Origin of the sequence: Demequina litoralis (assembly GCF_030418455.1) — a bacterium.
GTDB classification, from domain to species: Bacteria; Actinomycetota; Actinomycetes; order Actinomycetales; family Demequinaceae; genus Demequina; species Demequina litoralis.
Genome location: NZ_JAUHPW010000006.1, coordinates 104,904 through 125,001 on the forward strand (window position 1 = coordinate 104,904; position 20,098 = coordinate 125,001).

Annotated in this window: 14 protein-coding genes; 8 read left to right on the forward strand and 6 right to left on the reverse strand. The window is 72.5% G+C overall.

The window, feature by feature from the left end:
* Positions 1-9 precede the first annotated feature (9 nt).
* The gene (locus QQX09_RS09135; RefSeq protein WP_301133718.1) at positions 10-8,292 is read right to left on the reverse strand and encodes a DUF5979 domain-containing protein; all 8,283 of its coding nucleotides are present in this window, start codon (positions 8,290-8,292) and stop codon (positions 10-12) included.
* A gap of 170 nt (positions 8,293-8,462) precedes the next feature.
* Between QQX09_RS09135 and QQX09_RS09140 the strand changes: the two genes are divergently transcribed.
* Together QQX09_RS09140 and QQX09_RS09145 are read left to right on the forward strand one after the other, a co-directional pair.
* The gene (locus tag QQX09_RS09140; RefSeq protein WP_301133719.1) at positions 8,463-9,734 is read left to right on the forward strand and encodes an MFS transporter; all 1,272 of its coding nucleotides are present in this window, start codon (positions 8,463-8,465) and stop codon (positions 9,732-9,734) included.
* Between the two features lie 257 nt (positions 9,735-9,991).
* Positions 9,992-11,119, forward strand: a complete 1,128-nt coding sequence (locus tag QQX09_RS09145) for a VanZ family protein (RefSeq protein WP_301133722.1) — start codon at positions 9,992-9,994, stop codon at positions 11,117-11,119.
* On the opposite strand, the gene QQX09_RS09150 is transcribed toward QQX09_RS09145, so the two are convergent.
* From QQX09_RS09150 to QQX09_RS09160, 3 genes are all read right to left on the reverse strand, one after another.
* Entirely contained in the window at positions 11,116-12,315 is a 1,200-nt protein-coding gene (locus tag QQX09_RS09150; RefSeq protein ID WP_301133725.1) for a sensor histidine kinase, read from the reverse strand. The genes QQX09_RS09145 and QQX09_RS09150 overlap by 4 nt on opposite strands.
* A complete protein-coding gene (locus QQX09_RS09155; protein ID WP_301133728.1) occupies positions 12,312-12,983 on the reverse strand; it encodes a response regulator transcription factor in 672 nt (223 codons plus the stop codon). The genes QQX09_RS09150 and QQX09_RS09155 overlap by 4 nt, the downstream gene beginning before the upstream one ends.
* Before the next feature lie 114 nt (positions 12,984-13,097).
* Positions 13,098-14,189 (reverse strand): hypothetical protein, encoded by a 1,092-nt coding sequence (locus tag QQX09_RS09160; RefSeq protein ID WP_301133730.1) that lies wholly within the window; start codon positions 14,187-14,189, stop codon positions 13,098-13,100.
* Positions 14,190-14,267: 78 nt separating this feature from the next.
* On the opposite strand from QQX09_RS09160, the gene QQX09_RS09165 reads away from it, so the two are divergent.
* Both QQX09_RS09165 and QQX09_RS09170 read left to right on the forward strand, forming a co-directional pair.
* Positions 14,268-15,128, forward strand: a complete 861-nt coding sequence (locus tag QQX09_RS09165; protein ID WP_301133732.1) for an ATP-grasp domain-containing protein — start codon at positions 14,268-14,270, stop codon at positions 15,126-15,128.
* 264 nt (positions 15,129-15,392) lie between these two features.
* The gene (locus QQX09_RS09170) at positions 15,393-16,445 is read left to right on the forward strand and encodes a TerC family protein (RefSeq protein ID WP_301133735.1); all 1,053 of its coding nucleotides are present in this window, start codon (positions 15,393-15,395) and stop codon (positions 16,443-16,445) included.
* A 46-nt stretch (positions 16,446-16,491) separates the two neighbouring features.
* On the opposite strand, the gene QQX09_RS09175 is transcribed toward QQX09_RS09170, so the two are convergent.
* Entirely contained in the window at positions 16,492-16,791 is a 300-nt protein-coding gene (locus QQX09_RS09175) for a TfoX/Sxy family protein (RefSeq protein WP_301133737.1), read from the reverse strand.
* A 71-nt stretch (positions 16,792-16,862) separates the two neighbouring features.
* Here QQX09_RS09175 and QQX09_RS09180 point away from each other — a divergent pair, with 71 nt between their 5' ends.
* From QQX09_RS09180 to QQX09_RS09190, 3 genes are all read left to right on the forward strand, one after another.
* Positions 16,863-17,027 carry a hypothetical protein gene (locus tag QQX09_RS09180; protein ID WP_156160946.1) on the forward strand — a complete coding sequence of 55 codons (165 nt, stop codon included), beginning with the start codon at positions 16,863-16,865 and terminating at the stop codon, positions 17,025-17,027.
* 105 nt (positions 17,028-17,132) lie between these two features.
* Positions 17,133-17,603, forward strand: a complete 471-nt coding sequence (locus QQX09_RS09185; protein ID WP_301133743.1) for an SRPBCC domain-containing protein — start codon at positions 17,133-17,135, stop codon at positions 17,601-17,603.
* Positions 17,604-17,629: 26 nt separating this feature from the next.
* Entirely contained in the window at positions 17,630-18,799 is a 1,170-nt protein-coding gene (locus QQX09_RS09190) for a MalY/PatB family protein (protein WP_301133746.1), read from the forward strand.
* On the opposite strand, the gene QQX09_RS09195 is transcribed toward QQX09_RS09190, so the two are convergent.
* Positions 18,766-19,437 (reverse strand): class I SAM-dependent methyltransferase, encoded by a 672-nt coding sequence (locus QQX09_RS09195; protein WP_301133748.1) that lies wholly within the window; start codon positions 19,435-19,437, stop codon positions 18,766-18,768. The genes QQX09_RS09190 and QQX09_RS09195 overlap by 34 nt on opposite strands.
* A gap of 62 nt (positions 19,438-19,499) precedes the next feature.
* On the opposite strand from QQX09_RS09195, the gene QQX09_RS09200 reads away from it, so the two are divergent.
* Entirely contained in the window at positions 19,500-20,090 is a 591-nt protein-coding gene (locus QQX09_RS09200) for a hypothetical protein (RefSeq protein ID WP_301133750.1), read from the forward strand.
* The last annotated feature ends 8 nt before the right edge of the window (positions 20,091-20,098 follow it).

Here is a 20,098-nt window from a genome sequence, read left to right on the forward strand (position 1 = left end):
CCCGGCGGCTCAGCCCCGGCCGCGTCGCACGACCAGCAGGACCGCACCGGCGGCCACCAGCAGCCCCGCCAGGCCCAGCGGCCACCAGCTGCCGAAGCCGGTGCTGCTGATCACGCCCGTGGTCGGGGGTGCCGCGAACCAGTTGCGGGCCGTCACGGTGACCGTGGCGCCGGCCTCGACCGTCACGGTGGCGCTGTCGGGATCGGAACGGTCGGGGAGCACGAGCACGTCGTCGGCGCCGCCCGAGTCGGTCTCCGTCACCACGCACTCCGAGCCGGAGGCGATGGTGTCGAGCGTGGCGGTGAGCGGATCGCCGCCGCCGAGCGACACCTCGTCGTCCCACGTGACGAGCGCGCCGCCGGGCTGGTCGAGCGTGCACACGACGGAGAACACGAACGGGCCCGAGCCGAGCTCGTCGGCGCCGGGACCGGCGACCGTCTTCTCGATGACGAGCTCGCCCGCCTCGAACGTGTTGGTGAAGGTCACCGAGTTCTCGCCGTCCGGCACGAGCTCCACCCAGCCGCCGGTGCCGTAGGTCACCGACGAGATGTCGCCCATCGTCGACACGACGAGCGTGTCGACCGCGCCCGCGCCGTCGAGCTCGGTGACGGTGCACTCCGCGCCCGCCGGCAGGCCGTCGATGGTCCACGTCTCGCCGCCGGACACCTGCCCGATCATCGGCTGCCCGGGACCGTAGCCGTCGCCCCAGACCTCCTCGCCGAGGAAGGTGCACTCGACGCCCATGGTGAACGGCCCGTAGTCCGGCATGTCGCCGTCGGAGTCGAGCGCGTCGGACTCGACGATCTTGGTGACCTCGAGGCTCGCGAGCTGGTAGTCGTTCGTGACGAACACCTCGTCGTCGACGCCGACCACCGCCTCGCCCGGCACGATCGTGCTGGACGTCTGTCCGGCGTCCTCCTCGGTGACGATGCACTCGGCGCCGTACGGGATCTCGTCCTGGATGATCACCGAGTAGCCGTTACCGGGGCCGAGCGTGAAGCTCTCCTCGAACACCGTCTCCCCGTCGACGGTGCAGACGACGGTGACGTCGAAGGCGTCCGGCGCGTAGTCGTGGCCCGGGCCCGTGATGCGCTTGCGGATCGCGAGGTCACCGGTGAGGAACGAGTTGGTGGCGGTGACGTCGACGCTCTCGTCGGCGCCGATGGTGACCGTGTCGGGCGTCACCTCGACCTCGTCGGCACCCGCCGCATCGGTCTCCGTGATGACGCATTCGGAGCCTGCCGCGATGTCGTCGATCGTGAGCACGGTGGCGTCGGGGTAGGCGAGCTCCACCTGCCCGTCCCACGTGACCAGGTCGCCGCCCGCCTGCGGCAGCGTGCACACCACGTCGAAGACGAAGGGTCCCCAACCGACGAGGTCGGCCCCCGGCCCGTCGACGATCTTCGTGAGCGTGAGGCTGCCGACCTCGTAGGCGTTGGTGACGAGCGCGGTGTTGTCGTCGGGCTCGAGCACGAGGTCGCCCTCGCTGCCGTCGATCACCTCGGGCTCGCCGTCGCCCGCCGTGACGGTCACGGTGACGCTCGCCGCCCCCGAGGTCTCCGTCTCGGTGACGGTGCACTCCGCGCCGGCGGGCAGACCGTCGACCGCGAAGGTGTCGCCGTCGCTGAGCGTGGCGTCCATGGGGTTGTCGACGTCGTAGCCGTCGCCCCACACCTCCTCGCCGAGGAACGTGCAGCGCACCTCGACGTCGAACGGCCCGTACTCGATCGGGTTGCCGTCCGCGTCGACCGCGTCCGACTCGACGAGCTTCGTCACCTCCAGGCCCGCGAGCTGGTAGTCGTTCGTGACGTCGATCGCGCCGTCCTCGCCGATGACCGCCTCGCCCGGCACCGTCGTCATCGTCGTCTGGCCCGCGTCCTCCTCGGTGACGACGCACTCCGCGCCGTACGGGATCTCGTCGACGATCTCGACGGTGTACCCGTTGCCGCCGTCGAGCGTGTACGTCTCCTCGAAGACGGTGCCGCCGTCGGCGGTGCACGTGACGGTCACGACGAACTCGTCGGGCGCGTAGCCGGCCCCCGGTCCCGTCACCGCCTTGGTGATGACGAGGTTGCCGGTGTCGAAGCCGTTCGTGGCCGTCACGTCGACGGTGGCCCCCGGCTCGATGACGATCTCGCCCGGATCCACCTCCACGGTGTCGGCGCCGGCGGAGTCCGTCTCCGTCACCGTGCAGGTCGAGCCGGCCGCGATGTCGGTGATGGTCTCCGAGGAGAACGTCGGGTAGGTGAGCGAGATCTCGCCCTCCCAGGTGACGATGTCGCCCTCCGGCTGCGGGAGGGTGCACACCACGTCGAACAGGAACGGCCCCGCTCCGACCAGGTCCGCGCCGGGGCCCGTGACGAGCTTGGTCAGGCGCAGGTCTCCCACGTCGAAGGTGTTGGTGACGAGGGCGGTGTTGCCGTCGCCCTCCCCGTCGGGCGCGAGGATGATCGTGCCCGCGTCGCCATCGTTCTCGACGGGATCGTCGTCGCCCGCGGTCGTGGTGACCGTGATGGACGACGCCCCCGCCGTGCCCGTCTCGGTGACCGTGCACTCCGCTCCGGCGGGCAGCCCGTCGACCGCGAAGCTCTCGCCGTCGCTCAGGGTGGCGTCCATGGGGTTGTCGGCGTCGTAGCCGGTGCCCCACACCTCGTCGCCGAGGAAGGTGCAGCGCACCTCGATGTCGAAGGGACCGAACTCGATGGGGTTCCCGTCCGCGTCGACCGCGTCGGACTCGACCGCCTTCGTGACCTCCAGGCCGGCGAGGTCGTAGGTGTTCTCGATCGTCACCCGGCCGACCACCGCATCATCCTCCCGCCCGACGGTGCCCTCGGTGATGACGGACGAGGTCTCGCCCGCACCCTCCTCCGAGATGGTGCACTCCGATCCGTACGGCAGGTCGTCGATCGTGACGACCTCGCCGACCGGCACGGTGAACGTCTCGTCGTAGACGGTCTCGCCCACCGAGGTGCAGACCACCGTGACCGTCACCTCGTCCGGCGCGAACTCGACGCCGTCACCCGTGACCTCCTTGAGCACCTCGAGCGGGCCCGTGGCGAGGATGACGCCCACCCGGTTGCCCTCGGTCGGGAGCAGCTCGCCCCCGGACGTCGTCACGCCGCCGGTGGCGACCGAGTTGTAGGCGACCGTGTCCGCGCCCGGGGTCTCGGACAGCGCGGGCGTCTGCGTCTGCATGTCGAGCGTGATGTACTCGCCGGGCTGCAGCGGCTCGTCGAAGACGATGTCGTACTGCAGCGCCGTCACCGTGCTGAGGTCGGCGATGTCGTCGATGGGTACCCAGGCGCCGTCGGGGCACGGCGTCGCCGGCGTGAGGTCGTCGGTGCAGATCGGGTCGTCGGTGGTGCCGTACACCTCGACCGTCGCGGCGGGGCCGCCGTACGCGACGAGCGCGTCGACGAGGAGCGGATCCCACTGCGAGCCGCGGTCGGTCGTGTTGATCGCGCCGGTGTCGCCCACGGTCGGCAGCAGGTCGATCGCGACCACGCGGTCCAGCGGCACGGTGCCCGTGTTCTGGAGCAGCATCCGCCAGGTCTCGGTGTCCCCGGGCGCGGTGATGGGCGTGCAGTTCGGACCGTAGAAGTCCTCGAGGTACGGCTCGCAGTCGGCCGGCTCGACACCGAGGAGGTCGTCGTCCGCCTTGACGAGCTTGCCTGAGCGCAGCGCGCCCGCGATGCCGAGCTCGACCGTGGTGTCGGCCTGGCACTCGCCCGTCTCCTCGTCGAACGTGCCGTCGCACTCGTCGAAGGGACGCTCGCCCACGATGCCGAAGCTGTTCGTCATCGGCACCTCGGCCGCGACGCCCGGACGCGGGAAGAGCGTGATGGTGATCGTGTAGGTCTGCCCCACCTCGAGCACCGTGCCGGGCGGGAACGTGAACTCGATCTCCGAGCCGTCACCGGACACCGTCGCGGTGACGTCGGCGGGGTCCGTCGGCATCGGCAGCCCGGTCGCCGGATCGGGGGCCGCGCCGGTGAGGCCGTAGGAGTACGGGTCGTCGTCGCCGAGCGCGAACTCGAGCATCGGGCCGTCCTCGTCGGTGGGGAGGCGGTCGGTGATGACCGGGTCGATGATCGGCCAGTCGCCCGTGTTGGTGATGGTGAGCACGAAGTCGGTGGTGCTGCCGGGCGGGATGGTGCCCGTCGGGTCCTTCTCCACGGACACCGCGGTGGTCGCATGCTCGTACAGCACGGAGGCGGTGTCGTCCTCGGACTGGACGGTGAGGAGCGGGTTGCCGCTCGCGTCCTCGAGGTACGAGCTCACGATGCCGTCGATCGTGTTGGTCGAGCGGCCCGGCTCGGTCTCGCCGGGCGCCGGGTCGTTGCCCGCCATGTCGGTGGGCACCTCGCCGCCGGTGAGCAGCTCGTCGCGCCGCTGCACGATGATGGGGATCTGCTGGTTGGGCGCCTCCGAGTTCTCCCACTGCGTGCCGTCCTCGCGCGTGTACGTGATGCGGATGCCCTGGACATCCTCCGGGTCGACCCCCGCGGGGAGCGCCGGGACGGGGCCGGGCTCGCCGTCCACCCAGTCCGCGCCGGTGACCACGACCTCGCCGTCGACCTCGGTGAACGTGCCGCCCGTGAGCACGTCGATCTGCACCTGGTCGATCGGATCGTCGAAGGAGAAGTCGCCGAAGCCGACAAACTCGTACGCGTTCCAGAAGGTCTCGTCCGTGTCCCGGATCTGCATCATGCCGATGCGGGCGGAACCGCTGGGGTGCGCCGTCAGCAGCATCCCGAACTGGCTCTGGTCGGGCTCGGTCTGCGAGAAGCCGTCCTGGGTCCAGTCGCTGCCGTCCAGCGGGCCGAACTGCTTCTCGACCGTGAGGCCCAGGTCGAGGCCGGTGATGTCGATGGTCGCCGTGTCGTCCACCGTGGGAGGGTCGGGCTGGACCTCGGGGTCGCGGCCCGCATCGTCCACCGTGGCCGTGGCCCCGTTGGGGATGGTGAGGACGTCGGGCTCGAGCGGCGCCTCGATGTCCTCGCCCGTGGTGCGGTTGGTCGCCCTCAGCTGGAGGTCGAACACGAGCACGGCCTGCGCGTCGGGCTCGATGCGGCCCTCGTAGTCGATCGACAGGCCGACCACGTTCAGCAGGTCCGCGCGCGGGATCGACGTGAGGGGCGTGGCGTCGTCGGGGTCCCCGGGGGTCGACGAGATCACGGTGGTGGTGTCCGCGACGCCGTCGCCGTTGCTGTCGACGTCGAGCGTCATGGTCCACGACTCGGTGCCGTCGGGCACCTGCATGCTCACGAAGCCGGTGAGGTTGAAGAAGTCGAACGGGCTCGTGCCCGCCGAGCTGGGGTCCTCGAGGACGAGGTGGTCGATGCGGGCCTGCGTGAGGTTGTCCGCCGTCAGCGTGACGCGGCCCGACGGGTAGTCCTCGGGCGCGGTGCCCGCCGGCGGGTCGCCGAGCGGGCCGCCGGTCCACTGCTTGTCGAGGCCCACGTTGAGCGGCACGTCGACGATCGCGATGACGTCGGAGTCCTCGTCCGTGTAGGTCTCGTCGTCGATCACCGCGGTGGCGCCCGCATCGTCCCGGATGAGCGCCTCGCCTTCGACCGGGTCGCCCTCGTTGTAGGAGTCGTGGCCGGTGACCGGGCTGCCGTCCGAGCGGCGGTCGTCGCGGATCTGGAAGTTGAGGGTGATGGGACGCGACTCGTCGAAGGTGCGCGCGACGCCGGATCCGGCCGGGGGCGCCGTCGGGTCGGTGGTGGTGAGACGGGCCGAGCCCTCGACGAACACGAGCCGCACGCCGATCGTGTCCGCCTGCTCCGCGGCGGTCAGCGTGTACCCCGGGAAGGTGCCGTCGCACGCGTCGGGGCACGGGTCGTTGGTGGCGTCGACCCAGCCCTGCCCCTCGCGGTACAGCTCGACGGCCGCCACCTGGTCCCACTGCATCAGGGGGTCGGTGGCGGTGGTGATCGGGTCGATCGAGACGAGGTCGAAGGCCTCGTAGAAGGACTCCGCGATCGGCGTGCCCGCGGGGTCGGGGATGTCGGAGATGGTCATCGAGTCGACGCCCGAGACACCGCCGGTGCCCCACAGGAGCTCGGCCTGGATGATGTCGCCGGTACGCGCGGCGACCACCTGCTGGATGATGTCCTTCTCGACGTACTCCTCCGTGCCGCCGTTGCCGTTGCCGCCCGAGTCGGGGTCGATCGGCAGGATCTCCACCTCGTCGCAGCCCTCGTCGGACAGCGCCGGGTCGGTGAGGTCGGAGGTGGCGCCCGCGGTCGCGCAGTTCTCGATGACGAGGGGCTCGTCGCCGAAGTAGTCCTCGGCGAGCTCGAAGACGATGTTCGGCTGCACCGTGGTGCCGGGCGGGAAGCCGGACTCGGAGGTCGAGTCGTAGACGAACTGGAGGCCGCCGATGTCGTCGGGCCACGGGCCCGTGTACGACCACGTCGTCGGGCCCGTGATGGGACCCGCGAGGGTCTCCCACGAGTCGCCGTCCCAGTAGTTGACGGTGAGGGTGCTGTCCGCGAGCACGGCGACCGACGCGATCTCGGTGGGGTCGAAGGCGTCCCAGAACTCGCTCGGCAGCACCGGGGTGTCGTCGGTCGCGCTGGTCGCGGGCGGGTCCTGCACCACGATCTGCCCGGCGCCGACGGTGGTCGCGTCGTCCGGGAAGGGGACCTCGGTGGGCGCGGTGGTGGTGCCGCCGGGCAGCGTCGCGACGATCCACTCGCCGGCGTTGCCGAAGATCGTGCCGGGGATGAGGTTCTTGCCCTGCGTCGCATCGAGCAGCGCGAGGAAGGTCGAGAAGTCGTCGTCGGCCTCGTCGGTGCCCGTGACGTCCGACGGCGAGGTGCCCTCGACGCCGACGGTGTCGTCGTGCTGGGTGAGCTCGTTGGGATCGTCCGGGTCCGTGCCGAGCGTGACGTTGACGGTCGCGCTGTCGCCGGGCGGCATGTCCCCGACGAAGTCGATGGTGAAGCGCGTGACCTCGCAGCCCGCGGGAGGCGGGGGCGGCGAGCCGCCGACGGGGATGTCCTGCGCGGCGGCGTCCGTGCCCGCGCACTCGTAGACGATGGTCGCGCTCGTGGCGCCGGCGGGCCACACGAACGGGTCGGCGAAGCCCTCGAACGACATCGAGTCGTCGAAGCCGGGCGTGCCGTCGGCGGGCTCGGTGAGCGTGAGGTGCTCGAGGTTCTCCGTCCACGTGTTCTCGCCGGTGAGCTCGGCGTTGAAGTCGCTGCCGTGCGGCGCGCTGTCCGGGGTGATGGTCTTGCCCGCCTCGACCGACGGCACGTTCGGCAGCAGCGTGTACGTGTCGTCGTCGCTGTCGGTCCCGGTCTCGTCGTCGCGCGAGACCTCGCTCGTGGCGGTGTTCGTCACGGGGATCGCGGTGTCGACCGCGCCGTTGTCGCGCTGCTCGAGGCCGGCGTCGATGGTCACCGACGAGCCCGGCTGGATCAGCCCGCCGGTGGAGCTCGAGTAGGTGACCCGGAAGCCGCCCACGTTGCTCGTGTCGGCCGGGATCTCGGTGACCGGCACCCATGCGCCGTCGATGTAGAGCTCGAGCTCGGCCTGGTCCGCGTCGGGCGGATACGGCGGCCCGTAGTCGAGCGAGCTCAGGGTGAAGTAGTCGAAGGTGCCGCCCGCCGCGGCGGGGTTCGCCGGGTCCTGGACCACCATCTCGGTGACGCCCTCGTCGGACGTGTTGGTGGCCGTGAGCGAGAAGCTCGCGTCCGCGCCGGGCTCCGCGAGCGCGGACGTGGGCGCGTCGAACGCCTTGGTGATGTCGGTGGTGAGGTCCAGCGGCACGTTGGGGATGACCGTGGCCGTGTCGGCGCACGGGGGCACCGCGTTGGGGGTCGCCGGCACGCACGTCGAGTCCGGGTTGGTCGCGTCGACGAGCGCCTCGTTGGTGAGCGGGACCCCGTCCTCCGAGTAGGGGAGGTCGTCGACCACGACGGTGATGATGATCTCGGCGGTGTTGCCCGCCGCCATGCCGATCGAGTCCGCGGGGTCCGAGATCGGGTCCGTGAACGTCACGTTCACGTTCTGCCCGTCGATCGACGAGGTGAAGCCCGAGTTGGACGTGACCGAGACGTTGATGGGGGTGAGCCCGGCGGGAAGCGCGTCGTTCAGCTGCGCGTTGGTGCAGCCCTGGGCGAACGTCGTGCACTGGATGTTGATGTTGAAGTCGAACGTCTGGCCCGGCACCACCTCGGTCTCGCTCGCCGTCTTGGTGATCGACAGCTGCGCGGCGGGCTCGGCGGCGGCGACGGTGGCGCCGGCGACGATGCCGAGGCTCGCGAGCAGGATCACCAGCAGAGCAGACAATCCCCGACGACGTGTGGGCACGAGACCTCCCGAGCGATGTCCTCGCCGCACCCACCGGCGCGCGCGCACCTTTCGTCACGTTAACCCCATCTGTCACATCTGGCGAGAGTTGTGCCCGAATCGTGCTCCGGCGCCCGGGATGGGAGCATTTCCAGGTGCTCGACAACTACCGCGTGATCCTCGCGCATCCCGGAGCGAAGGCCTTCGCGGCGGCCGGCCTGCTCGCCCGGCTGCCCATCTCGATGTTCAACATCTCGGTGATCCTCATGGTCCAGCTGCAGTACGACAGCTACGCCATGGCCGGCCGCGTGGCGGCGGTGGGGACGCTCGTGTGGGCCGCGCAGACCGTGCCGACCGCGCGGCTCGTCGACCGCATCGGCCAGCGCCGCGCGATGATCCCGCTCACGCTGGTCTTCGTCCTGGGCGCCGTCGGCGCGATCGTCACCGCGATGTCCGAGGGGCCCGAGTGGCTGCTGTGGCTCACCGTCGCGGTCGCGTCGATCCAGGGCCCGCTCGGGTCGCTCACGCGCGCCCGCTGGTCGCATCTGCTCGACACGGACCGCGACATCCACACCGCGTTCTCGCTCGAGGGTGCGCTCGACGAGGTGCTCTTCGTGTCCGGACCGGCCCTCGCGACGATCCTCGCGACCCTCGTGTGGCCGCCGCTCGGGGTGGTCGTGTGCCTCGCCGGCCTCGTGATCGGGATGGCCATCCTGCTCGCGCAGACGGGCACGGAGCCGGAGCCTCGCGCGGGCGGCTCGGCGGGCTCGCTCGGTCTGCGCCTGCCGGCCGCCGTCATCGCGGTGTCGCTCGTGACGGTGGGCATCGGGGCGATGTTCGGCGCCTTCGACATCTCGGTGGTCGCGTTCGCGGACGAGGCCGGCCGCCAGACGCTGTCGGGCATCGTCATAGCGATCGTCTCCGCGGGCTCGCTGCTGGGTGGCCTCTACTACGGGTCCCGCCACTGGCACGCCCCGCTGTGGAAGCGCACCGTGGTGACGGCGCTGCTCATGACCGTCGGCTTCGGCTCCCTCGCGCTCGCGCCGAACGTGTGGTGGCTCGCGGGGCTCGGCCTGCTGGCCGGTCTCACCATCGCGCCGACGCTCACCAACGCGGACACCGTGGTGCAGCGGGTGGTGCGCCGGGACCAGATCACCGAGGGCATGGCGTGGCTGCGCATCGGCATGGGCGTGGGCGTCGCGTTCGGAGCGTGGCTCGCGGGCGGCCTCATCGAGACCAGCGGCTCGCGGGCCGGCCTCGGGATGAGCGCCGCGGGCGCGGGGCTCGCGCTCGTCCTCGTGCTCGCGAGCGCCGGCGTGCTGCGTCGCAGCACCGAGCGCGGCGACGCGGCGGGGCTGCCCGATGCGCCCCCGCCGTCGGAGCGCGAGGAGGCCGTCGAGCAGCCCCCGACACCGCCCCACGTCTGATCCGCCACCGGATGCCGGAAACGACGGGACCTAGGTCCCCTCCGGTTCCGGCGGACGGCCGATACCGTCGGAGACACAAGGTTTTCGCGATGGCACAGAGGCCATCCGATGAGAATCGTGGCTCGGGCGTCCATCCGGGGACTTGGCCGCCCGAGCCGCACCCCTTCCGTGCGTCGGCGTCCCGCTCCCTCCCCCTGGGACGCCGACGCCGGATATTCCCCCCTCCACCAGGCGCATCGTCGCCCTAGGGTGGATCCATGGGTCCGGACCTCACCGTCGACACCCTCGTCACCGCGGTGCTCACGGTCGCCGTCCTCCCGCTCGCGATGCTTCCCACGCTCGGCCTCGTCGTGCGCCGCTTCGGGCGCCTCGCCCCCTGGCCGCTCCTCAGCGCTCTCGGGCTGGTGGCCTCCGCGAGCGCGCTCGCCGCCTTCACCGTCTTCCCGCTGCCGCGGCCGGGTCAGCTCGCGTGCGAGGGCGGCACCGTCGAGGCGGGCTGGCAGCTCATCCCCCTCGGCTCGGTCGCGCCGATCCTGCGCGACGTGGGCGAGGCGGGCCTCCTCGGCGCGCTCACCGGCTTCGCCTTCCTCCAGGTCGCGCTCAACGTCGCGCTGTTCGTGCCGTACGGCTTCTTCCTCCACCAGGCCACGCGGTGGCGCGCGGCCGCCGTCGTCGGCGCGGCGGCCGGCACCTCGCTGCTCATCGAGCTGGTCCAGGGCACCGCGGTGCTCGGCCTCTACCCGTGCCCCTACCGGACGTTCGACGTCGACGACCTGCTCGCCAACACGCTCGGCGGCGCGCTCGGCATGCTGCTGTCCCGCGCCGTCGCGCGCCGCCCGTTCGCCACCCCCGCGGCCGTTCCCGACCTCGCGCCGCCCTCCGTGCTGCGGCGCGCCCTCGCCCTCGCGGTCGACCTGCTCGCCGTCACCACGGCGTCCTTCGCGGCCACCGTCGCGATCGTGCTGACACTCGCCGACGGAGGGTCGCTCGCGGACGCGCAGGCCCGCATCGACCATCCCGCCCTCACGATCGGCGTCAACCTCGCCGCGGGCGCGGCCGTGATCCTCGCCCCGTCGCTCCTCGCGCGGGAGGGCACCACCCCGGGCCAGCTCCTCCTCAACATCGCGCCGGTCGACGTCGACGACGGCGGGCGTCCTCGGGCGGGGAGGCTGGTGTCCCGCTGGGCCGTGCGCTGGGCGCCGTGGGCGATCATCCCCTCGCTGCTGCCCGTCATGCTCGTCGCCGAGCTGCTGTCCGTGCTCGCCCGCCGCGACCGCCGCTCGCTCAGCGACCTCACCTCCGCCACCACGATGCGCACGCGTCCGGCGCTCGCCGCCGCCCGCGCCGCATCGTCCCGGCACGATGCGGCCGGGGACCCGTCCTAGGCAGCCTGCTCGTCGTGACGCGCGGGCAGCGAGACGCGCACGCCGAGCCCGCCCTCGTCGCCGGGCCACGCGTCGACGACGCCCTCGTGGACGCGGGCGACCCGCGCGACGATCGGCAGGCCCAGGCCGTGGCCCGCGATCTCGGAGCGCTGGTCGCCGCGCGAGAAGCGCTCGAACAGCGCGGGGATGTCCGCCGCCGCGAGCGCGGGTCCCGCGTTGGACACCTCGACGAACGCGCGACCCGCATCGGTCCGCACGCGGCACCGCACCCAGGGGTCGGCGTCCCGGTTGTAGCGCAGCGCGTTGTCGACGAGGTTCGCGAGCATCCGCTCGAGGAGCACCGGGTCGCCGAGCACGGGCGCGTCGGCGATGTCGAGGTCGATCGCGATGCCCGCCGCCGTCGCGCGCGGCGAGGCCGCGGACACCACCTCCGCGGCGATATCCGCGAGGTCGACCGGCTCGCGGGTGTGGATGACGTCGTCGGCGCGGGCGAGCGTGAGCAGGCTCGTCATGAGCGAGTCGGCGCGTCCCACCTGCTGCTCGACCTCCTCGGCGAGCTCGCGCGCCTGCTTCGACGGACGCGACGACGACAGCACGTTGTCCGCGGACGCCCGCAGCACCGCGAGGGGCGTGCGCAGCTCGTGCGAGGCATCCGCGGCGAAGCGCTGCCGCGCGTCGAAGGCGGCCTCGAGACGTCCGAGCATGCCGTTGAACGCGCGCCGCAGGCGTCCGAACTCGTCGTCCGGGCCGTCCTCGGGCAGCCTCCGGTCGAGCGTGCGTTCCGACAGCGTGCTCGCCGCGTGCGAGATCTCGTCGACCGGGCGCAGCACCCGGCCCGCGAGCCACCACGCCAGCGCCACGGCCACGAGCGCGGACAGCGCGAACGCGAGCAGCGAGCGCTGGAGCAGGTCGTCGAGCACGCGCTGGCGCGCCTCGAGGGCGATGCTGTCGAGCACCTGGCCCACCGCATCGTCCGGCCGCCCACCCGGCACCGGGGTCGGGCTGGGCGTCGCGGGCACCGTGATCCCCTGCTCCGCGAGCGCCTCCTCGAGGAGCTGCTGGCGGTCGGCACGCTGGGCCTCGGGGGTGGTCGCGCTCGCGACGAAGAGGTAGGCCGTGGTGACGAGGACGCCCGCGAGCACCACGAACAGCAGCGCGAACAGCGCGGTGAGCTTCGTGCGGATGGTGACCCTCATGCGTCGTCCCCCCAACGGAGCACGTAGCCCACGCCCTTGACGGTCTCGATGAGGGCCGGCTCGCCGAGCTTGCGGCGCAGCGTCACCATCGTCACGCGCACCGAGTTGGTGAGCGGGTCCGCGTACTCGTCCCACACCTTCTCGAGCAGCGTCTCGGCGGACACGACCCGGCCGGGGTGGGCGGCGAGCACCTCGAGCACGCCGAACTCCTTGGGCGAGAGCGTGATCGCGCGTCCGTCGCGCTCGACGACGTGCTCGTCGGGGCGGATCTCCAGCCCGCCGACACGCACGTGGGGGCGCGGGGCCGCTCCGGCACGGCGGCCGAGGGTGCGGACGCGCGCCGCGAGCTCGGCCATCGCGAACGGCTTCGCGAGGTAGTCGTCGGCGCCGAGCCCCAGCCCCTCCAGGATGTCCTCGAGACGGCCCGCGGCCGTGAGCATGAGGATGCGAGGCGGCTCGGGCGCGGCGGACAGCGCCCGGCACACCTCGTCGCCGGGCACGCGCGGGAGGTCGCGGTCGAGCACGACGACGTCGTACGGGTTCACCGCTGCCTTGGCGAGCGCCTCCTCGCCGTCGCGCGCCACGTCCACCGCGAAGCCGGACCTGCGCAGGCCGGTCGCGACCTCACGTGCGAGGACGGCATGGTCCTCGACGACGAGCACCCTCACGCCCGGCCTCCCTTCATCCGCGGGCCGTCCGGCGCACCCACGGGGGCGCGTGCGCCGGACGGCCGGGACAGCCTAGGCGCAGCCGGATTCGGCCAGCATAAGGATCGGACGAGGCTACGGTCCTCCGGCGTCGACCTCGACGGGGTCGCCGCCCACCGTGAGCCGGTAGACGCGCTCGTTGGCGCCCTTGCGGCACACCGCCTGCAGCTCGCCCGGGTCGCGGTAGGTGCCGGGCACGTAGGTGCCCGGCGCGGGCAGGCACAGCTGGGCCGGCAGGCTCGCCGCCGCGAGCCGCCACTCGTCCTTCACCAGGTCCACCACCACCCACGTGCCCGCGCCCGTGGAGCCAGGGTTGCGGCCCGAGTCGTCGAGCTGCTGCGCGAGGTAGACCGCCGTGGTGCCGCCCTTGCTGGTCCACACCTCCACGCCCGGGTCGGCCTGCGCGTCGACGGCCCCCTCCTCGACGAGGGTGTCGAGGACCCGCTGCGACGCGAAGGCACGGAACTGCGCATCGTCCTCGCGCACGAACAGCGACTGCAGGACGCCGGAGCCGGAGTAGCCGGCCCAGAGGGTGCCGCCGCCGTCGAACGGCCCGAACGGCTCGACGTCGTAGACGTTGCCCTGCCGGTCGCGCTGGAGGCTCGGGACCTCGCCGTCGCCCCAGGCGTCGAGCACGAACCCGGTGTCGAGCTCGACCTGCACCACCTGGAAGCCGTCGCCCTCGCCCTGGCGCGCGGTCCACGCGAGGCGTGCGTCGATGTCGGACTCGAGCACGGTGACGGCGACGTCGGTGCGCAGGTCGAACAGCTTGAGGAGGTCGCCGTCGGGGGCGGCGAGGTACAGCGCCTGCGCCGTGCCGCCGGGTCGCCAGGTGTCGCCGCCGGCGCTGTGCACCTCGACCGCCCACGACTCGTCGATGCACTCCCACGTCGCGTCGGTCATCCTGCGGGCCTGGGGAAGGCCCTCGGGCTCGTCCTTGAGGTAGCCCGGGCGCTGCTTCTTCCTGAGCGACTCCCAGACGCACCCGTCGACCTCGGCGGCGGTGGCCGAGGCGCTGGACGACGGGCTCGCGGAGGCGGCCGGCGCGGCTGTACGCCCGTCCTCGGGGAAGAGCACGGGGGAGACCGTGAGGTAGGTGCCGTAGAGCAGGCCCGCGCCCACAAGGACGCCCGCGGACGCCCCGAGCACCTGACCCCAGCGCGACATCGCCACCTCCTGACCGTGAGGGTAGCCGGGTGCGCCCGCGCGCGGGGGCCGTCCACGCCGGACGCTAGGTTGTCGAGCATGACCGCCCGGATCGCCATCGTCACCACGCTCGAGCTCTCCGTCCCCGACGCGGACGAGGACCTCCTGCTGCCGCACCTGCCGGAGGCGGCCCTCGTCGCGTGGGACGACCCGGAGGTGGACTGGAGCGCGTACGACGTCGCGATCCTCCGCAGCACCTGGAACTACCACGACCGGCTCGAGGAGTTCCTCGCGTGGGCGCGCGCCGCATCGTCCGTCACGCGCCTGCTCAACCCGGTCGACACGGTCGCGTGGAACACCGACAAGCGCTACCTGGGGGACCTCGCGGCCGCGGGCTTCCCGACGGTGCCGACCACGTTCGTCGCTCCCGGCGAGCGGCCGGACGATGCGGTGGTCGCCCTGGACGGGCACCTCGTGGTGAAGCCGTCGGTGGGGGCAGGCTCGAACGGCGCACGGCTGTTCGACGGCGACGAGGCGGGCGCCCGGGCGCACGTGGAGGCGCTGCACGCGCAGGGCAAGGTCGCGATGCTGCAGCCCTACCTCGCGGAGGTCGACACCGCCGGCGAGACCGCGCTGGTCTACCTGGGTGGACGCTTCTCCCACGCCGCCCGCAAGGCCGCCATCCTGTCCGCGGACATGTCGTGGGAGACGGGCCTCTACGCGGACGAGAAGGTGGCGGGCACCACCGCGAGCGAGGCCGAGCGCGACCTCGCCGACCGCATCGTCGCCGCGCTGCCGGGCCTGGGCCACCCCGACCTCGCCTACGTGCGCGTCGACCTGCTGCCCACCGCCGACGGACCGGTGGTGCTCGAGCTCGAGCTCACCGAGCCGAGCCTGTTCCTCGCGCTCGGCGAGGGCGCGCCGGAGCGCGCGGCCGAGGCCTTCCGCGCGCTGCTCTGACCCCGGTGACCCCTCCACGCGCCCGAGGCACTCCTCCACCCTCGCGCGGGAGTGTCCTCGGCGTGTCGCGCTGCGGACGCCCGAGATCCGGGGCTCGGCGGACCGCTTGTGTGGAGGGGTCATCCATCCCTTACCCTTGACCCTCGAGGGGAGTACTTCTCAAGCCCCGTTCCGGTCAGTACGAGATCTCCGTGGATCCTCCCGGGCGGGCGCCGCACCAGCGGCGAAGGAGACCTCAGGAGCTTGTCGTACCTGAGGAGACCCATGTCCCCGCTCGTCCTCGAGACGCCGGCCGCCGACGCCGCGCTCACCACCATCGCCACCCCGGCGCTGTGGATCGGCACGATCCTGGCCGTCATCGGCCTGCTGATCTTCGACTTCATCGTCACGCGGAAGCCGCACGAGGTGTCCTTCAAGGAGGCGCTCGGCTGGACCGCGTTCTACATCGCGATCCCGCTCGCGTTCGGCGCGTGGGTGTGGGCCGCCCACGGCCACGACATCGGCGTGAAGTACTACACCGGCTACATCGTCGAGAAGTCCCTGTCCGTCGACAACCTCTTCGTCTTCATCCTCATCCTCAGCGCCTTCGCGGTGCCGCGGATCCTCCAGCAGCGCGTGCTCCTCATCGGCGTGGCCGGCGCGATCGTGCTGCGCGGCATCTTCATCGCGCTCGGCGCGGGCCTCATCGCCACGTTCGACTGGACCTTCCTGCTCTTCGGCGCGATCCTGCTCGCCACCGCGATCAAGGTCTTCCGCGACGCGCGCAGCGAGGAGGACGAGGAGATCGACCCCGAGCAGATGCGCATCGTCCGGGTCATGAGCCGCTTCTTCCCCGTCACCGGCGAGTACGAGGGCACGAAGGCCACCGTGATCCGCAACGGCCGGCGCGCGCTCACCCCGCTCGCGCTCGTGATGGCGGCCATCATCTTCACCGACATCGTGTTCGCGGTCGACTCGGTGCCCGCCGTCTACGGCATCACCGCGGACCCCTACCTCGTCTTCGCGACCAACGCCTTCGCCCTGCTGGGCCTGCGCGCGCTGTACTTCGTGCTCGAGGGCGCGCTGTCCAAGCTCGTGCACCTGGGCTACGGGCTGTCGATCATCCTCGCGTTCATCGGCGTCAAGCTGGTGCTCCACTGGGCGCACGGCGTGTGGCCTGGCGTCCCGACGGTGCCGACCACGCTGTCGCTGGTCGTCATCGTCGGCGTGCTCGCCGTCACCACGGTCACCAGCCTGCGCGCCTCCAAGCGGATCGAGGCCGAGAAGGCGGCCGCGGAGGCCGCGCCGCACGCGGGGCTGGTCGACCCGACCCGCTGACCGCCCGCGCCGTCCGAGCCCTCCGAGCGGTCCGCGCGCCCGTGCCTCAGCGCCGGCGCGCGGGCAGCGCCGCGGCGGTCTCCGCGACCAGCCGCTGGAGCAGCGCGGGCTCCTCGACCGTCTCCGCGACGACGATCCGATGCGCCTTCGCACCCGGGTACGGCGCGCCCTCGGGGAGCCCGTCGGTCGCCGCGGTGGGCTTGAGGAACAGCACGTCGTCACAGATGACGCCCACGAACGTCTCGTCGCAGTAGAGCCCGTGCTCGCCGAACATCGCCCGGGCGCGCACGGGCAGCGGCTCCAGCTGCTCGAGCAGGTGGTCGACCGTCGCCCGCGAGGTGCTCATGGGCCCCACGCTACGCTCGGCGCGGGAAGCCCCGGCGCGGTGCGCGCGTTGTCGAACCCGGAGGTGCATCGATGAGACGCAGGTTCGGACGCTGGATGTTCATGGCGATCGCGATCCCGGTCGCCGCATGGGCGCTGGGGGCGATCGCGGACAAGGTCGAGGAGCGCAACGGCCCCGACTCGAAGGCCGCCAAGGGGCTGCGCGTCGGGAAGCAGGTGCTCCGGCCCGGCTCCTGACCCGTACCGGACCCGGACGATGCGGGGCTCCGGTTGACGCGCGACCCTCCTGCTATCAGGCTGAGGGCAGGACGGGCCGCGCGCCCGACGACCCTGGGGAGCGTGATGGACATCTCGTTCGAGGCGCCCGCCGATCCTCCCGTGCTCGTGTCGACCGCGAGGCTGGCGTTCCCCCTCCCGCGCGTGTGGACCGCCGTGACCGAGCCGCTCTACGTGCAGCAGTGGTGGGCGCCCCACGGCTACGTCAACCGCAGCGTCGACATGGACGTCGAGCCCGGCGGCTCGTGGCGCGTGGTGCAGTCGGACCCCGAGGGCAACACCTTCAGCTTCTACGGCCGCTACGACCGCGTCGAGCCGCAGTCCCAGCTCACCTACACGTTCATCTCGGAGCTCTTCCCCGACGTGCTCACGTGGATGCGGATCGACATGGGCGAGACGCCCGCGGGCACGATGCTCGTGACGAGCCACATGTTCCCCGACGACTACCACCGCACCGGCTACCTCAACCTCGGCGGCGTCGCGCGCATGCGCGAGTCGGCGGAACGGCTCGAGGCGCTGCTGCGGTCTATGGCCTGACCCGCCGCTCGGCTAGTGTCGGGCTCATGACCGCGGACCCGTTCATCGTCCCGCTCGAGCGCCTGCGGCGCCGCACCTCGGCGAAGTGGCGCCACTACGAGCCCGACGTCCTGCCGCTGTGGGTCGCGGAGATGGACGTCGACCTCGCGGACCCGATCCGCGAGGCCCTCGAGGAGGCCGTGCGCGAGGGCGACATGGGCTACGCGGGCTCGACCCCGTACGTCGCGGCCTTCGCGGGCTTCGCCCGCCGCACGTGGGCCTGGGACGTCGACGAGTCGCGCACCCTGCCGGTCGCGAGCGTGATCCAGGGCTACGTGGACGCGCTCGTCGAGCTCACCGACGCGGGCGGCGAGGTGATCGTCAACCCGCCGGTCTACCCGCCGTTCTTCCTCTACCTGCGCCAGGCGGAGCGCGAGATCCGCGAGGCGCCGCTGGGCGCGGACCTGCGGCTCGACCTCGACGCGATCGAGCGCGCCATGGCGGAGGCGACCTCGGGCGGGCGCCGCGCGGCGTACCTGCTGTGCAACCCCCACAACCCGGGCGGCACGGTCCACACCCGCGAGGAGCTGACCGCGGTGGCGGAGCTGTCGCACCGCTACGGCGTGCCGGTGGTGTCCGACGAGATCCACGCGCCGATCGTCTTCCCCGGCGCCACGTTCGTGCCGTACCTCGAGGTGGACCCCGCGGGCCTCGCGCTGCACGCGGCCTCCAAGGCGTGGAACCTCGCGGCCATCCCGGCGGCCGTGCTCGTCGGCGGCCCCGACGCGACGGCGCTCGACACGTACCGCTCGGGCAAGCACCACGGGCCCACGCAGCTCGGCGTGATCGCGCAGACGGCCGCCTACGCGCACGGCGGGGACTGGCTCGAGGGCATGCTCGCCGCCCTCGACCGCAACCGCATGCTCGTGCGCGACCTCGTCGCGGAGCACCTGCCCGGCGTGCGCTACACGGTGCCCGAGGGCACCTACCTCACGTGGCTCGACTTCGGGCAGCTCCTCGGGGACGAGCCGGCCTACGCGCTCATCGACCACGGTCGCGTCGCGCTCAACAACGGCCCGTACTTCGGCACGGGCGGCGCGGGGCACGCGCGGCTCAACATCGCGACGTCGCCGGAGATCCTCGAGAAGGCGGTGCGACGCATCGCGACGGGCATCGAGCGGGCTCAGGACGCGGGCTTGTCCCAGGTGAGCGTGTAGCGCCACAGCAGCTCGCGGCGGTACTCGGAGCCCGGCAGCACCCGCTCCGCCGCCTCCCGCACGTCGCGGAACGAGTGCGCCGCGGGCCAGCGGCAGTCGCAGCCGTGGTCCCAGTAGCCGCGGAACAGCCGGTGGAACTTGTCGACGAACGTGGCCCACACGTCGCGCGGGAGGTCCTGCGGCCAGTTCGCGTTCGCCATCCCGACCACGAGCAGCCGCCCGCCCGGCGCGACCAGGTCGCGCAGACGCGTCAGCCCCTCCTCGAGGTCGAGGTGGTGCAGCACGGCGGACGCGGTGACCACGTCGTAGGTCTCGAGCGGCGAGCCGAGCACGTCGCCGGCACGGTACGTGATCGACGCGGACTCGGCCGGCTCCTCCTCGGTCGAGGTGAGCAGCTCGACGGTGTGCCCCTGCGCCCGCGCGCGGGCGATCGCGGCCGGGTCGACGTCGATGCCCGTGACCTCGAGCCCCCGCGCCGCGAGGCTGCGCGCGAGGTAGCCCTCGCCGCAGCCCACGTCGAGGGCGGTGCGCGCGCCGTCCGGGATGCTCCCGAGCAGCGGCGACATGTAGTGGATGTTGTAGTTCCAGCGCTGGTGGTCGGGCCGCTCCTTCGCGGCCTGCGGCGTCTCGTCGCTCATGACGCACCATCATCCCCCACGCGGAGGGGGACCTCGGTCCCGATCGTGGGACAATCTCCCGCGTGAGCGAGGGCATGACGAGGTTGGGTCGCGCGGCGGGTGCCGCCGCGCTGTCCACGTTCTCCGCGCTCGCCCTCCACGTGCTCGCCGGCGGGCATGCGCCGTCGCTGCTTGCCGTCGCGGTGCCGCTCGCCGCCTCGTTCGCCGTCGCCGCGCAGCTCGCGGGACGCCCGCTCGGCCGCTGGCGCCTCGCCGCGATCCTCGCCGCGAGCCAGCTCGCCCTTCACACGTCGTTCTCGCTCGGCGCGGTCGAGGCCCCCGCGCTGACGGGCCACGCCGGCCACGATCCGGCCGCCCTCGCGGCGGCGCTCGGCACACCCGCGGCACACGCGCACGCCGCGTCGATGCCGCTCGCGCACGTGCTCGCCGGCGCGCTCACCTTCGTCGGCATCCGCCGCGCGGGCGCGCTGCTCCGCGCGCTCGCCCGCCTCGCCGCGCTCGTGGCGCGGGCGCTGCTCGCCGGCCTCTCCCTCTCTCCGGACGATGCGCCCGCCCCGGGCCGCCGCATCGTCCCCGCGCCGCGCGCATCCGGCGCCGTCGTCTCCGCGCTGCTCGCCTCCCTCCCGAGCCGCGCGCCTCCCGTGGCCGCCTGACACCCGCA